The following is a 14,612-nucleotide window of genomic DNA, read 5'->3' as shown; positions in this document are numbered from 1 at the left end:
GAGACTTCCCTCCGGTTCCGTTTCTGCTGGTGTCAGAACGACCAGACCGCGTCGCATGAGAACCAGAGCATATTATTCGTGCCATGGCGCACAACAGGATCTTCAACCGTTGCCGCACGATTGAATGGCTGTGTTCCGTTGAGTGATTTGTCCAGTCTGATTTCGGGGCGGACCTGAAACTTGCCGAACTTGATATGGCGATTGACGAATTCAGGCTTGTACGTGACCCCGACCGTCAACGCACCATAGGTTGTCGGGAGCGCGATATAGTAAGGGTAGGGCGCGTTACGCAGCATATCGGTGTATGACGTCGTGCTGGTATAGGCGGCAATCGTGGTGCCAGTATTGTCGCGAAAGATTTCGCCACGGAGATTGAGCCTCAGCGAAGGATTGATGTCCCAGGCGAGGTAGCTGGTTACACCATAGGCGTCATCACGCGTGATATCATCATGCATGTATGTTGCATTGAACGTGGCCGCCAGACGATCACTGAAGTGATAGGTCAGCAGGACATCGCCATCATAAAGCATCTTGCTGTTGGCGGCGCGGCCAATTCCGATACTGGTCCAGCCATCGGCAGAGAAACGGGTCGGCCCATTGTTACCCTGTGGTCCGAAATGCCCGATAATGTGCCCGTCCAGTTTACCGTTCATCATATGCGCAAATGCGAGGCCGATATAGCCTTTCGGACGACTGTTATTGCCCGCTCCTCCAAAAGTGGTCGAATTTCCGGCATCCACGCCCAGAATACCGTCCAGTCGTTCGGTCAAATGGACGGTCGAGAGCACCCCGACCGTTTCGAATGGAACGATATAGGCGGAGGCATAATTGAACGTGTAAAGCGGTCGCGCCAGCGCCGGGGTACCCTCTGCTCCGAGCAGGCCATAAATTTGCCCGATCTGGAAATCGATCCCCCGTGATACCAGCCACGGCGCATGCAGATCGATATGAGCCTGCGTCGGGGCAATCTGGTTGAGCCCGGTGATGAGCTTGTCCGCCATCCCGATTGTGGGGTCGAAACGGGCGTCAGAGCCGTAAAGGATCTCGGCAACGAAGCCGATGCCATACCCGCCGCCGATCGCTGTTACCGGGTGCGATATCGACCCGAGAACCTGATTGAGGGTCAGCGTGTTGGCGCGATCTGTGTAGAACTGGCCGAAATTGCGCCCTGAGCGTGTCCACGGGTTGCCGGCAATGCCACCCTGCACGCTGAGATGCGCTTCAAGCCCGTCCCAGTAATCAGGAGCCTTGCCGGGTGGTGGGCTGAAGAGATTGCCAATATGGCCTGTGCTCAGCGTGTCCGGCTCGTTTGGGTTTGGTGCATTACCAAGATATTCCGATACCGGTCCGGTACCCGTTGTCGCTTTACTGACGCGCGGGGCGGTACTTGCGGCGGGCTGTGATGCATCATCAGGAGAGCTTGGTGCCCCGCCGGACTCTCCGGCGCATAAGGCTGTGTTCGGTGCTGTTCCGACCCCTACGACGAGCAACATACCTGCAACGATCCCGGGGCGTCGGACGGTCATCATATAGTTTCCCCATATTTATTACTTCATTACTTTAACCTTACCTAGACCATGCGTTATTCTGCAAGCAACAATAACAATAAATACCAAAAAAGCGTAGAATAGAAACAATATAAAATTATAATACGATACTGCAAAGAAGCAGATTGCTGCACCGGCCAGGGCAATAGCGGGCAGCACGGGATAGAATGGTGCTTTGTAGCTGCGTTCCATCTGCGGTTCGCGCCAGCGCAGAACAAAAAGACTGATCATGCTCATCCCGTACATGGTGAGCGCGCCAAAGACGGAAAGCGTCACCAAGGTGGCCGTCAGGGGTTGCCCCCCAACCGAGACGAGATCATCTGCATAGATGGCGATGATACCGATAAGGCTTCCCGCCATAGTCGCGCGATGCGGTGTGTGAAACTTCGGATGAAGCGTCCCGAGGAAACCAGGTAATATACCGCCACGGGCCAGAGCGAAGATCTGGCGTGCAAATCCCATGATGATGCCGTGCAGTGAGGCGACCAGGCCAAACAGCCCCAGCCAGACGAGCATGGAAAGCCACGGGCTGTGAGGACCGACAACCCGTTTCATGGCCTGGGGCAGCGGGTCGTTGAGATTGGCAAGAGCTTTCCAGTCCCCCGAGCCACCCGCGAAAATCATCACGCCAAAGGCGAGGGCGACCAGTGTCAGCACACCTGCCGTGTAGGCCAGCGGTATGGCGCGTCGAGGGTCGCGCGCTTCCTCCGCCGCCATCGCAACCCCCTCAATGGCGAGAAAGAACCATATGGCGAAAGGGATGGCGGCGAACATGCCGCCCATCGCTACCATACCGAAATGAGGTGCACTCCCCCAGCCATCGAGCATGAAATGCGCCCATGAGAACGAGGGCGCAACGACTGTCATGAACACAAGCAATTCGATGATCGCGGCTATCGTCACGAACAACTCGAAAGTCGCCGCGATGTGAACGCCGACAATATTAAGAATCATGAAAAGCAGATAGGCACCGGTCGCTGCAGCCTTTGGCGGGATGCCGGGAAACTGCACATTGAGATACGCCCCGATGGCGAGCGCGATGGCGGGCGGCGCGAAGATGAATTCCACCAGCGTGGCGAGACCGGTCAGCGTTCCTCCCACTCTGCCAAGGGCGCGGTCTGCATAGGCGAACGGGCCGCCAGCATGCGGGATGGCGCAGGTCAGTTCCGTAAAGCTGAAGATGAACGCCGTGTACATGATTGCCACGAAGGTGGTGGCACCCAGAAAGCCGAGTGTTCCCGCTGTTGCCCAGCCATAGCTCCAGCCAAAATATTCGCCGGAGATCACGAGCCCGACAGCGATGCCCCATAGGTGAAAGGCGCTCAACCTGCGATCGAGTTGCGTCTTTTGGGTACTCATGGAGACTCTTCCCGGCTCTTGTTGATTTGTGTGTGAGGGGCTGAGCTCATAAGGGCCGCATCTGTTGCCGAAGCCGCAGGCGCACGCTCCTTGAGATCGACGCCACTGAGGCCCAGCCGCTGGGATTCCCGAATAAGCCAGATCAGTTTCAGGCTTGCCTCGGTTACACTCAGCCCGTGGGTGTGGATGTTGGACAGGCAGTTGCGTCTCGAGTCCGGGCAACCGCGTCTGGGCTCGAAGGTGAAATACACGCCCATACTGTCTGAAACTGAAAGGCCAGGTCGCTCACCGATCAGGACAGCCACCATCCTGGCCCCGAGGCTCTGGGCGATATCATCCCCAAGGGCGACGCGTCCCTGAAGGGCGATGACAGGGGGCGCGATACGCAGATCGGGCATACCGGCAAGGCAGGCATGAAACAGTGCAGGGCCGTAACCCGAGACTGCTCGCGCCGAGAGCCCGTCGGCGATTACGATAGCGAGATCCCATTTGCCCGGCGTGAGCTCGTCCCGGCTTGCGGCATCGAGTTGTCGCCCGAGATCGGGCCGGCGTAGATAGGTCGGCCGATCCTGTGCGGCGCTCGTTACAACGAGAGGCACTGCAGGGAGCAGGGCTTGGGAAAGGGCAGGGACATCGAGAGGTGTGTGCACCGCGTCCCGTGCCTGGGCATGAGCCGCCTGAAAACCCAGCACGTCGGGCGTCGTCTGAGCATTGCCCGTACGGGCAAGCCCGACACGCGCGCGCGTTTCCCGTCGCAGGACATCCCAAAAGCCGTTATCGCCTTGCTGTGCTGCGGCCTTCTCGCTGGATGTTGATGGCTCGATGCGGGTCATGGTTTCCAGCCAATCATCCCGCGCAGGCGGGTCTCGCCCTCCGGGAGGGTAAGCGCGCGCTCGTTCACGGGGTCGTAAAGGCCCATGCGCTCAAGCCACGCCGCGAACTCGGGCGCAGGTTTCAGGCCGAGGAGCGAGCGGGTGGTCAGAATGTCATTGAAGGCGAGGCTCTGATAGTTGAGCATCACATCATCGGCGCCTGGGACACCGATCAGGAACGTGACCCCAGCGGTCCCGAGGAGCAACATCAGGTCATCCATATCATCCTGGTCCGCCTCGGCATGATTGGTATAGCAGACGTCGCACCCCATCGGCACGCCCAGCAGCTTCGCGCAGAAATGGTCCTCCAGCCCGGCCCGGATAATCTGCTTGCCATCATACAGATATTCAGGGCCGATGAAGCCGACCACTGTGTTGACCAGCAAAGGGCTGAAGGCGCGTGCCACGGCATAGGCGCGTGTCTCGACCGTTTGCTGGTCAAGGCCATGATGCGCACCGGCCGAGAGCGCAGCGCCCTGGCCAGTTTCAAAATACATGACATTTTGGCCAATGCTGCCCCGATTCAGGCTCTGCGCCGCGTCATGCGCCTGTGTCAGGATATCGAGTGTGACGCCGAAGCCTTCATTGGCTTTCTGGGTCCCGGCAATGGACTGGAAAACCAGATCGACCGGACCGCCCTTGTTGATGATCTCGATTGTGTTCGTGACATGGGTGAGCACGCAGCTTTGTGTCGGGATTTCATAGGTCTGGCGTAGCGTATCAAGCATATCCAGCAGCGCGCAGCCGGTTTCCACATTGTCTGTGGCCGGGTTGATGCCAATCACGGCGTCACCACAGCCGTAAAGCAGACCGTCAAATGTCGATATAGCGATGCCCTTGAGGTCGTCAGTCGGGTGATTGGGTTGCAGACGCGAAGCAAGAACCGATTTCTGCCCGATTGTGTTGCGAAACCGGGTGATGATTTCGATCTTGCGGGCGACGGCAATGAGATCCTGGTTACGCATGATCTTGCTGACGGCCGCCGCCATTTCAGGCGTGAGGCCAGGCGCCAACGCGACAATCTTCGCAGTAGTAGCCTCATGGGAGAGAAGCCAGTCTCTGAACATGCCGACGGTCATGGAGGAGACCGGCGCAAATGCCTGAGCGTCATGCGTGTCGAGGATGAGCCGCGTCACGTCGTCCAGCTCATACGGGATGAGCGCCTCATTCAGGAAGGCAGAAAGGGGCAGATCGGCCAAGGCCATGCGGGCGGCAACGCGCTCGGTCGCGCTATGTGCAGCAAGACCTGCAAGGGCATCGCCTGACCGCATGGGTGAGGCACAGGCCATGAGGTGCTTCAAATCCCTGAAAGTAAAGCTCTGTCCACTGAGTAAGGCTTTGTAGCTCAAGATATCGCCCGTTCCATGCCCTCTTCAAAGCGAAGAGTTCGATGCTGATCCGAAAGAAATACGATAAATAATCGCCAGATTTGTCAATGATAAAGATAATTGGATACCGATTCCGAGGTCTGTTGTTGTTATTTGTAAGGAACTTCGCAATTTAGTTCCTGAACTTAGCCCGTTCTACGCCAGGCCTGAATCAGGCGATATCCTGCTTTCAGGGCATACGTTAGGAGAGGTGAGAGGATATCCCGGATGAGGGATATCACGGCAGCATGTCCGACCTTGCCGGGAGAGGCGTTGCCCGTGATTCCGGCGTCGTTCGCGCCGAAGGCGGGTGATATCCGATCCCTGCATCGCACCTTCTGATGCGGTGATACCACTATGCTCAAACTGCAAGTCGTGCGGGTCACGCAGGCATAGGCTCCGGACTGTGTCCTTCGGCAGCCTCGCCCATTCGCGCAATGGGCAATTCGCATTCCAAGTCATTGATCCTGCGCGCGCTGCCTCATCAAGGTTTCGATGCCTATGTCGAAAATAGATTTTAGGACCGCTGTTATCCAGTTTTCTCAACGACACGATCATTGTTAAGACGATACATTGTTGTCAGTTACATTCCGAAAGAAACGTGCCTGAATTTACTGTGATCTGGTGTGATGAGTGCTTACGCGTTTCGATCAAACGCTCTATGTTCTGTGTGATAAATCACATGGAGCGTGATCATGAAGATGGATTTCTCAGCAGCCGATGTCGATCTCGACTTTTCGCTCAAGGGGAAGGTAGCGCTGGTTACGGGTGGCGCATCGGGCATCGGTGCAGCCATTGCAACCGCGTTTATCCGCAAGGGCGCCAGGGTTGCGCTGGTCGATGTCAATCTGGACAACGCGGCCGCCAAAGCTGCCGAGCTGGGTGATGCGGCTGTACCCTTCTCCTGTGATGTCTCCAATCCGGACTCCGTGGCCAAGGCCGTAACGGACGTGCAGACGGCGTTTGGCCAGCTCGATATTCTGGTCAATTGTGCCGGCGTCGTGTTCCTTGCACCTGCCGAGACGCTCCCGCTGGATTATTGGGACAAGACGATTGCCATCAACCTGAAGGGTAGCTTCCTGGTTACCCAGACTGTCGGTCAGGCGATGATCAAGGCAGGCAAGGGCGGGCGTATCATCAATCTCGCCTCGCAGGCTGGAACAGTCGCGATCGAGGAGCACGTTGCCTACTGCGCCTCGAAATTCGGCGTGATCGGCATGTCCAAGACCTTCGCCGCGGAATGGGGTAAATACGGTATCACAGTCAATACGCTTTCCCCGACCGTGGTTATGACCGAGCTCGGCAAGAAGGCCTGGGCGGGTGAAAAGGGTGAAGCCGCCATCAAGCGTATCCCAGCCGGGCGCTTCGCCATTCCCGAGGAAATCGCTGCCGCCGCAGTGTTCCTTGCCTCCTCCGGTGCGGCAATGATCAACGGTGCCGATATCCTGATCGACGGCGGCTATACCATTCTCTGAAAAATGCCCGAGCGCTGGCGCAGTTCATCAAGCTGCGCCAGCCGCTCCGTCGACGATCATAGGCATGACGCGGGACGCTGTGGGGCAGGGCGGGATATGATGCCGCTCCCTTTGTCGGTTAGTGGCTCGCCCTGACAGCGTGCTGGACGCCGCCGGTGCTGGTACAGACCAGGTGATCGGCCTGCCGATGTAAGGAGGCCTTTTCCTGAGGCTTCAGGGGCTCGCCGCGGGACCGTATCTGTGTCTCGGAAACCACAATTATTCATACTTTGTCAGGAACCTGCCACGCAACGTCATGGTGTGGAATTGGATTATTGTTTGATAACAGCGTCTTAGGCCAGTTGTCATCGAACTGTCATATGGGAGTCATCAAAGCTTCGCAGGTCATGCGCGGGGCCACCGACTAAGGGAGGCTCACACCCACCGCAGCATCGGAAGATGAACCTGACATGACCTCTCTCCCCCGTGCCTGTCGCCTGCTGCTGGCGTCGGTATCTCTGGCCTCTCTGGCTATTGCGACGCCGGTACGCGCAGCCAGTCTCGATCAGATGACCCTGATGGAGAAGCAGATCAAGGCTATGCAGTCCCAGCTGGCCGACATGAAGCGCGAGCATAATCGCGAGATGAAGCGTATTCATGACCAGCTGGCACAACAGAGACAATCAGAGGAAAACGATCCCTACGGTGCACGTAACGGATATCGTGGCATGCCCGCGCACGGCTCGGGCCAGGCTGCGACGGGTGGTTTCTCCACGGCATCGGCTCCGGGGCCGAACAGCAATGTTCTCCTGCCTCCTGTCAATGCCGCAACCCCTTATGGCCAGCTGACAGGCACGCCGACCGGCCGCGTGACCGATCTCTATGGGCCGCTTCATCGTGGTCAGATCCAGATTGGTGGCGTACGCATCACTCTCGGTGGTTATGTCGAGGCCGCGACCATGTTCAGGTCGCGCAACAACGTGTCTGACATCTCATCCAATTTCGGGTCCATTCCTTTCGCAAACAGCCCGAACTACCACATCAACGAGTTCCATGAATCGGCGCGCCAGAGTCGCCTCGCCGCGCTGGTGGAAGGTGACATCACCCGCAACCTCCGCGCACAGGCCTATATCGAAACCGATTTCCAGGGTGCTGGTTCATCATCCAACTCGCGTCAGTCCAACTCCTATGTTCTTCGTGAGCGCGTCTTCTACGGTCAGCTGATTGACGACAGCGACGAACTGACACTGCTTGGCGGTCAGAACTGGTCGCTTCTCACCATGTTCAACCACGGCATGCGCGCCCGTGACGAGCAGGTGCCGCTATCGATCGATGCCCAGTATATCCCGGGCTTCAACTGGACACGTAATACCCAGATCCGACTGGTCAAGGGCTTCGATCACGGCCGCTATAATATGGGCATCTCGGTCGAGAACCCGCAGCAGGTCATCGCCGCTGGGTATAATACGCCCTACCTGCCGACCGGCGCTACGAGTGCGACTTATCAGAACAACGGTGTGAACGTGAACAATCCGTCCACCACCTATTCGACAGATGTGGCGCCAGACATCATCGGCAAGCTCGCGGCTGACCCGGGTTGGGGTCATTATGAGCTGACCGGGCTGCTGCGCTTTGCCCATAGCCGTGTCTCCTATACCGGCACGGGCCAGAGCAGTACCAAGCTGGCTGGCGGCGGCGGCGGCGGCCTCATCCTGCCGGTCGAGAAGTCGCACAAGGTGTTCTTCCAGGCTTCTGGCCTGATTGGCACCGGGATCGGGCGTTACGGCACGTCCAATATTCCTGACGTGACCATTGATTCCAAGGGCCAGGTCAAGCCCATGCCAGCGGCCAACGTGCTGGTCGGCCTTTACGGCAATGCCACCAAGGCGCTGCAGCTTTACGCCTATGGCGGCATGGAAATGCTGCGTTCACGCTCGTATTTCGACGTCGGCGGCAAGCATTACGGTTATGGCAACCCGCTCTACAACGTAGGTGGATGTGATATCGAGGGCGCCGCGTCGAGCGCCTGCCAGACCAGCATCAACCGCGTTGTGCAGGGTACGGCCGGCTTCTGGTGGACCTATCTGCATGGCGATTACGGTACGCTGCGTGTTGGTGCCCAATACTCCTACACCTATGTTACCTCCTTCAGCGGTGTGGGTGGTACGCCGCACACGAACGACAACATGGTGTTCCTCTCGCTGCGTTATCTGCCCTTCCAGTAAGGGCGGGGCCTCGCGAGGATCTTCAACGGAAAAAGCCGGGCGTTTCTGCCCGGCTTTTTTTATGCATCTGTCGATGAACCGATCCGCATGCAGGTCAGAAATCTGCGTTGATGCGCCCGAAATAGTAGCCACCATTGATCGGCACCTGTGCCGAGGCGCTGTCGTAAACCAGCACGCCATATGAGGCGAGTTGGGCAGGTACCTTGCGGGGGCGTATGTTGAAGATGTTGTTGGCCCCGACAGCGACATGCCAGTGGTGGTCGAAGCGATAGCCGATCTCGAGATCGGTCAGCCAGCGCGGGGTGTTCTTGAACTGCGCAAAACACACATTCGAACCGCGCAATGCCTTGCCATTGATTGGACAAATGGCGCTGGCCGGTGTCCAGTCCTGATAGGTAAGCATCCCGACCGTCTGACCATAGCGCGACTGCCGCAGGTTCACGTCCCAGTTGCCCAGCGTGTAATAGGCGTTCAGCACGATTTTGCTACGGGGTGACTCGCTGGTGAGATAAGCCGTGGTCTGGGCATTGAGCAAAGGCGTTCCGGTGGCCGAAAGACCGTTATGGGTCAGGGTGGTTCGGTTGATATTGAGGCCCATCGAGAGCAGCAGATTGCCGTAGCGATGCATCCTGAGGCGATAGTCAGCCTTGATGTCGATACCCTGGGTGCGTGTGCTTGCCCCGTTCGAGAAGTAATAGGCCGAGAAGCCCGTCGGGTTCGTCAGGGTCGCGCCACCGGGCAGGGTGTAGCCCAGCTGTTCGATGGCTGCGATGGCCTGTGCCCCGACAACGGTACCGCCCTGCACAATACGATCACGCAGGTTGATCTGATAGACATCCGCCTCGATGTGGAAATTATCGAGCGGCTCGAGCACGATACCACCACTGGCATTGGTCGATCTCTCAGGCTTGAGAGCGCTGGCTCCCAGCGTCCTTGCAGCGTCCGATGAGACCGGAAGCAGGCCGGATGCCGAGGTCGGTCCCACGCTCAGGGCAGAGTAATGCTGCTCGGCAAGGGTTGGGGCACGAAATCCGTTGCTGATAGTGGCACGCACGGCGATACGTTTGGTGAAATCATAGCGCGCCGAGATCTTGCCGTTCTCGGTGTTGCCCGCATCGGTATAGTGTTCGAAGCGTCCGGCCAGATCGATGTCCAGCTTGGGCAGGGGATGAAAGTCATCATCCAGATAGGCGGCCCAGATATCACGGCTCCAACTTCCTGCGTTCTGTGGCGCGGCACCTGCATAGCCCTGCGTGCCGCCTGCCTCGTAGGACGGAGGTTCACCCGCCACGATGTCATACATCTCAAGCCTGTGCTGACCGCCGAAAGCGAGCGTCATGGGCACGGCATTGGTGATGCGGAAGCTGCGCCGGAAGTCGAGATTATTGGTCCACATCGCATTGCGATAGGTTTCGGCCCGCGCACTGGTTGGCGAGTACCCGCAGCCCTGCGACGAATAATAGGCCTTGGCCTTGTTGGTAGTCTGGCATGATGATCCCAGCATACCGGTATTGGCAGTGTTCTTGGTGTTGATGTCGTCTTCATCAGCGCCATATTCGGTGCTCAGATCCCAGTCGAACCCAAAGAAATGACTGCCTCTGATCCCAAGATTGGCCTGATAATCGTTTTCCTCAATGACCTCGATCGGCGAGAAACCTGTGGGGTAAAGGGTGGGAGCGATATTGGGAACGCGGTAATTCTGGATGGATTCAGCGTGACGATGCCCATAGGTAATGAGACCGTAAAAATCGATATCGGCTGTAATCGGCTTTCCGAAGTCGATACCCAGATTTTCGCGTGTTTCCTCGGGAGTGCTCAGGATCTTGTTTGAGTTTGTCGGCACCTTGATGGCATTGGGAAGAATACCGTAATAGCCGCTCGTATTGGCCCCCGCCGGCGCGTAGGGCAGGAGGCGGTGGTCAATCGTATTCGTGTAGAAATGATCCGTGTGATAGATCTGCCCGCTGAGATGCAGATAGCCGTCGCGGCCGAGTTTGGTCCCGCCATCGGCATTGAGCTGGTAGTTCCACCCGCTTCCGGCATAGGCGTTGGCGCCGGTCTGCGCGGTCATATGCAGGCCATGATCCTGTTTCTTGGTGATGATGTTTACCACACCCGCGATGGCGTCCGATCCGTATTGCGCTGCGGCACCATCCTGTAGCACCTCGATATGATCGATGGCATTGGCCGGGATCATGTTGAGATCGACAGGTGTCGAGCCGAACTGGGGACCGGGATTCTGGACGACATTGCCCGTGACGTGCCGCCTCTTGCCATCAACGAGCACCAGAACCTGGTTCGGGTTGAGGCCGCGCATACGGATCGAGCCTGTAAGCGCTGCTGTATCGCTCCCGCGTGCCTGGATATTGATGGCCGGATAAACCCGCGTGATGGCATCGGTCAGGTTCAGCTGACCTGAACGCGCAAGTTCGGCCCCGCTGATGACGGTGATGGGGCTCGTGCTGTCGCGGGCCTTGCGGTTGACCGCGTGGGTTCCGGTCACAATGACGGATTCTTCTCCCGAAACGGGTCGGGCACGACGTGCAGGCGCTGTGTGGGGTTTGGTATCGGTCTTTTGAGCTGCCTTTGCAGCCTTGGCCCGATTTTGCGCCGGGTGAGTGGCTTGTGCATGGGCCTGCTGGGCTGACGTGACAGCCGTAATGGCTCCCAGAGAGACGGTCAGCAGGGCGAGTCTTTTTTTCATCGAAGTCCTTCCGATCCGTAAAAGCGTACTTTTTTGTTCCGATATCGAAATAATATGGGCGTGAGAAATCGAGCGGGCGCGCCTGTATATCCCCGGCTTTGTCAGGTGATGTGATGGGCAAGTGGATAGGGCAGGGAATGAGCCGACCGGGCATCCTGCCGCATATGTCGCGGCAGAGGGCTTTCCGGTTCGACCCATTTCCGTTGATCCATCGAAACGATAAATGTTTTTTTAAAAGAGCGGAAGGGGTGTTTTGATGCGTTTATGCAATAAAATTCATCGGGGATACGTGGCCTGATCGCAGATCTAGAAGCCCGATGAAAGCGCCACCACGCCAGCAAAGCCGCCACCCACGAAATAGGTAGGCGCCTTGCCAGCAATCATGGTGCCATACACGCCGCGTGTGGCACGTCTGTTCAGCGAGACACCATTAACCCCTGATAGATAACCTGACCGCCCGAGATTGATGAGATTAAGCTGGATCTGGGGCGTTCGGAGGGCATTGAACTGCCTGAACCTGTAACCGAGAGACAGATTGGCAGTCGCGAAAGCCGGTATCTTCTCGTCGTTCATGAAGGTCGAATAGGTGGACCCGACATAGCTGCCGTTAAACAGGCCAAAAATCTGCCCGTCATCATAGGATAGTCCAAGCCCGCCGGAGAAAGTGGGGGTTCGTACAGGTGTCTTGCCTTTGGTGGGCAGGTAGTCACTGCCCGAGCGCAGATTATTATCGACGGTCGCGTGGATATATTGCCCCGACAGATAAGGGCTGAAATGGTGATAGGGCTTCATACCGAGTTCAAACTGCGCGCCGCGCGCTGTCTGGCCACCGGCATTGATCGATTCAGTGGTCATGACACCGTTTAGAACGGTCGTGGTCGTAACCTGCCGGTTGGTGAAGTTGTAATTGAAGAGCGCAACAGAGACATTGATCAGCCCGGTATGTCGATAACCGATCTCCTCACCAATCGAATATTCCGGCCGGATATCCGAGGCAGCCACACGTGTCTGCTGTCCTGTGGAGAGGCTGAAGCGATCCTGATAGCTCGAAATGCCTGAGGGTGCCCGAAACCCCGTAGTTCCATTGACATAAAGCTGGTCATGATCGCTCAGGCGCCAGGAGGCTGTAATCTGGGGCAGGGGGGAAACATAGCTCGCCCCACTACGATAGCGCGCCCCGGGCAGAAGATTGGTCACGTTGCGCGTCACCATGATCACGCGAAGGCCAGCAGAAAGCGTCAATCTGTGATCGAGCAGCGAGAGCCTGTCAGTCAGCGAGAGCGCGTTGACCTGCTGCATCAGTCGAGCGTCGTAGGACGAGAGGGGCGAACCATCGGCGGCAAGAATAGGGTAACGGCCTGTCTGGCTCGGCACGCCACCCTGCGCATCAGGCAGGACGTAACGTGAGAGACTGGAAAAATCGTAATAGGAATACCAGTAGCCAAGGCTTACGCGATTGGCCCCTGTGTCGATATGCAGGGCTGTGTTCAGGCCTGGATGGGACTGTTTATAAGTATCCGTTGCCACCGCCGGGATGACGGCCCCCAGTGACGGTGAGACCTGAAGCGGCCCGGCAGGCCGATTGCCCTGATAGCTGCCAAGACGGTTCAGACTGGTCCCGTAACTGTCATACCCCGAGACATAGATAAAGTAAGGCGTGATATCGAGCGTGACATGGCGATTGGGGTGGAGTGACAGGGGGGCAGAAACAAAGCTCTGAGCGCGGGCATTTTCCTGAAAGCGATAATAGTTGCTGTCTCCTGCCTTGTAGCTGCCGGTATAGTTGAAATCGGTGCCGTATTGATCCCACTGGGCGAGGGTAGGCGGTCGCAGGTAGAAACCCCTGTCGCGATTGAAGGAAAAAATCAGTGAGGCGCTGTTTCGTGCCCCCCATTCTTTCAGCAGGCGCATATCGGTGTGATAGCGGCGGCCAGCTCCCGAGCCCCGCCACTGATCGGCGCCTCTGTATGAAAACGAGGCGAAACCCTTGATGCCCGTACGGCCGATCCGGCCGCTATCCAGGCGCAGGAACTCACGGTTGAGGTTGAAAGAGCCCCAGGAGCCGCTTGCAAAGCCGCCCGCCTCCTCTGAAGGCTTGCGCATCTTCACAGCGATCTCACCCCCCACCGCGTTGTAAAGCGGCGCGTCTGTACCAGCCGCCCCCTGGGTGAGCGTGATGGATGAGATGTTTTCGTTATCAGCAGTGGCCGAAGTATAGGGAATCAGGAATAACGGCGGTGCGGCGGGCACGTTTTCGAAAAGATAACCAATTTCGGTCTGGTCGAGACCGCGCACCGATAGTCCCTGCTGCTCGTCATTCATGCCAAGAGGGTCATTGCCTGAGTAAACCACACCCGGAAGGCTCGCGATCATGGCGACAGGAGACAGTGTCGCCGACTGGCGGGCAATGAAATCGCGCGTCAATCCGCTGCGTGAGTGGGGGGCTGTCTGGTTGGGCATCATGCCGCCCCCCGGTGTCGTTCCCGAGGTTCCGTCGGCGTTACTGCGCTGATGACGCACGGTAACCGTTTCATGGCGCTGACCTGCGGCGCGCGTATGGGGGCCGCTATGGCCCGTTCCCGGTTTCCCGACCGTCTCACGTTCTGCGTTCGGTCTTTCGTCCTGGCCCCGGACCGACTCATCTTTTGTCGCGTCAGCCAAAGCAGGATCGGCCAGCGAAACAATGGACCAGAGCAAGGAAGAGGCGAGGAGGCGGTATCGTTTGGACAAGCGATTGTTCCGGGTAGAGCCCTGCCAACGCAGAGGTCAGCATGGGATATCGTGAGAGGCAGATGCGATCGCTTGGTTAAGAAGTCTGACGTTTTGTGTAAAATGATATATTATAACAAAGCATGGATCCGGCGTCGCACGCCCACAGTGACGCCTGCGCAAAATCTCGCTTCGGCACTTCTGACGGAATTTCGAGAATTGATCGAGCTTTACTTGTATTTATGTCGGCTAATTTGAGCAGATCCAGAAAATATCTCTCGTTATAAATAGTCAATCTTCACAATTCAGTCATACACCCTTATTAACGATCCATGTCAAAACATTGCTGCTATCCATGTGCGAACGATTCTCACT

General features: G+C 57.5%; 8 protein-coding genes. 2 read left to right on the top strand and 6 right to left on the bottom strand.

Annotation, left to right across the window (positions count from 1 at the left end; genetic code table 11):
• Positions 1 to 32 precede the first annotated feature (32 nt).
• The 4 genes from ED655_RS08695 to ED655_RS08680 are packed head-to-tail and all read right to left on the bottom strand — an operon-like array spanning position 33 to position 5,127.
• Positions 33 to 1,529, bottom strand: coding sequence for an outer membrane beta-barrel protein (locus tag ED655_RS08695; protein ID WP_240993586.1), 1,497 nt, complete (start codon positions 1,527 to 1,529; stop codon positions 33 to 35).
• Between the two features lie 18 nt (positions 1,530 to 1,547).
• On the bottom strand, positions 1,548 to 2,906 hold the full coding sequence (gene eat, locus ED655_RS08690) for an ethanolamine permease (RefSeq protein WP_122049831.1): 1,359 nt from the start codon (positions 2,904 to 2,906) through the stop codon (positions 1,548 to 1,550).
• On the bottom strand, positions 2,903 to 3,739 hold the full coding sequence (gene eutC / locus ED655_RS08685) for an ethanolamine ammonia-lyase subunit EutC (protein ID WP_122049830.1): 837 nt from the start codon (positions 3,737 to 3,739) through the stop codon (positions 2,903 to 2,905). The genes eat and eutC overlap by 4 nt, the downstream gene beginning before the upstream one ends.
• The gene (locus tag ED655_RS08680) at positions 3,736 to 5,127 is read right to left on the bottom strand and encodes an ethanolamine ammonia-lyase subunit EutB (RefSeq protein ID WP_122049829.1); all 1,392 of its coding nucleotides are present in this window, start codon (positions 5,125 to 5,127) and stop codon (positions 3,736 to 3,738) included. Before ED655_RS08680 ends, eutC begins: the two co-directional genes overlap by 4 nt.
• A gap of 713 nt (positions 5,128 to 5,840) precedes the next feature.
• Between ED655_RS08680 and ED655_RS08675 the strand changes: the two genes are divergently transcribed.
• Both ED655_RS08675 and ED655_RS08670 read left to right on the top strand, forming a co-directional pair.
• Entirely contained in the window at positions 5,841 to 6,620 is a 780-nt protein-coding gene (locus tag ED655_RS08675; RefSeq protein ID WP_277302612.1) for an SDR family oxidoreductase, read from the top strand.
• Positions 6,621 to 7,069: 449 nt separating this feature from the next.
• Positions 7,070 to 8,824, top strand: coding sequence for a hypothetical protein (locus ED655_RS08670; RefSeq protein WP_240993585.1), 1,755 nt, complete (start codon positions 7,070 to 7,072; stop codon positions 8,822 to 8,824).
• Between the two features lie 94 nt (positions 8,825 to 8,918).
• On the opposite strand, the gene ED655_RS08665 is transcribed toward ED655_RS08670, so the two are convergent.
• A complete protein-coding gene (locus ED655_RS08665; protein ID WP_122049827.1) occupies positions 8,919 to 11,528 on the bottom strand; it encodes a TonB-dependent receptor plug domain-containing protein in 2,610 nt (869 codons plus the stop codon).
• Between the two features lie 306 nt (positions 11,529 to 11,834).
• Entirely contained in the window at positions 11,835 to 14,258 is a 2,424-nt protein-coding gene (locus ED655_RS08660; protein WP_240993584.1) for a TonB-dependent receptor, read from the bottom strand.
• Between the last annotated feature and the right edge of the window lie 354 nt (positions 14,259 to 14,612).

It is taken from the genome of Asaia bogorensis, from assembly GCF_900465345.1.
Taxonomy (GTDB): domain Bacteria; phylum Pseudomonadota; class Alphaproteobacteria; order Acetobacterales; family Acetobacteraceae; genus Asaia; species Asaia bogorensis_A.
This window is presented reverse-complemented; position numbering and strand designations above follow the sequence as displayed.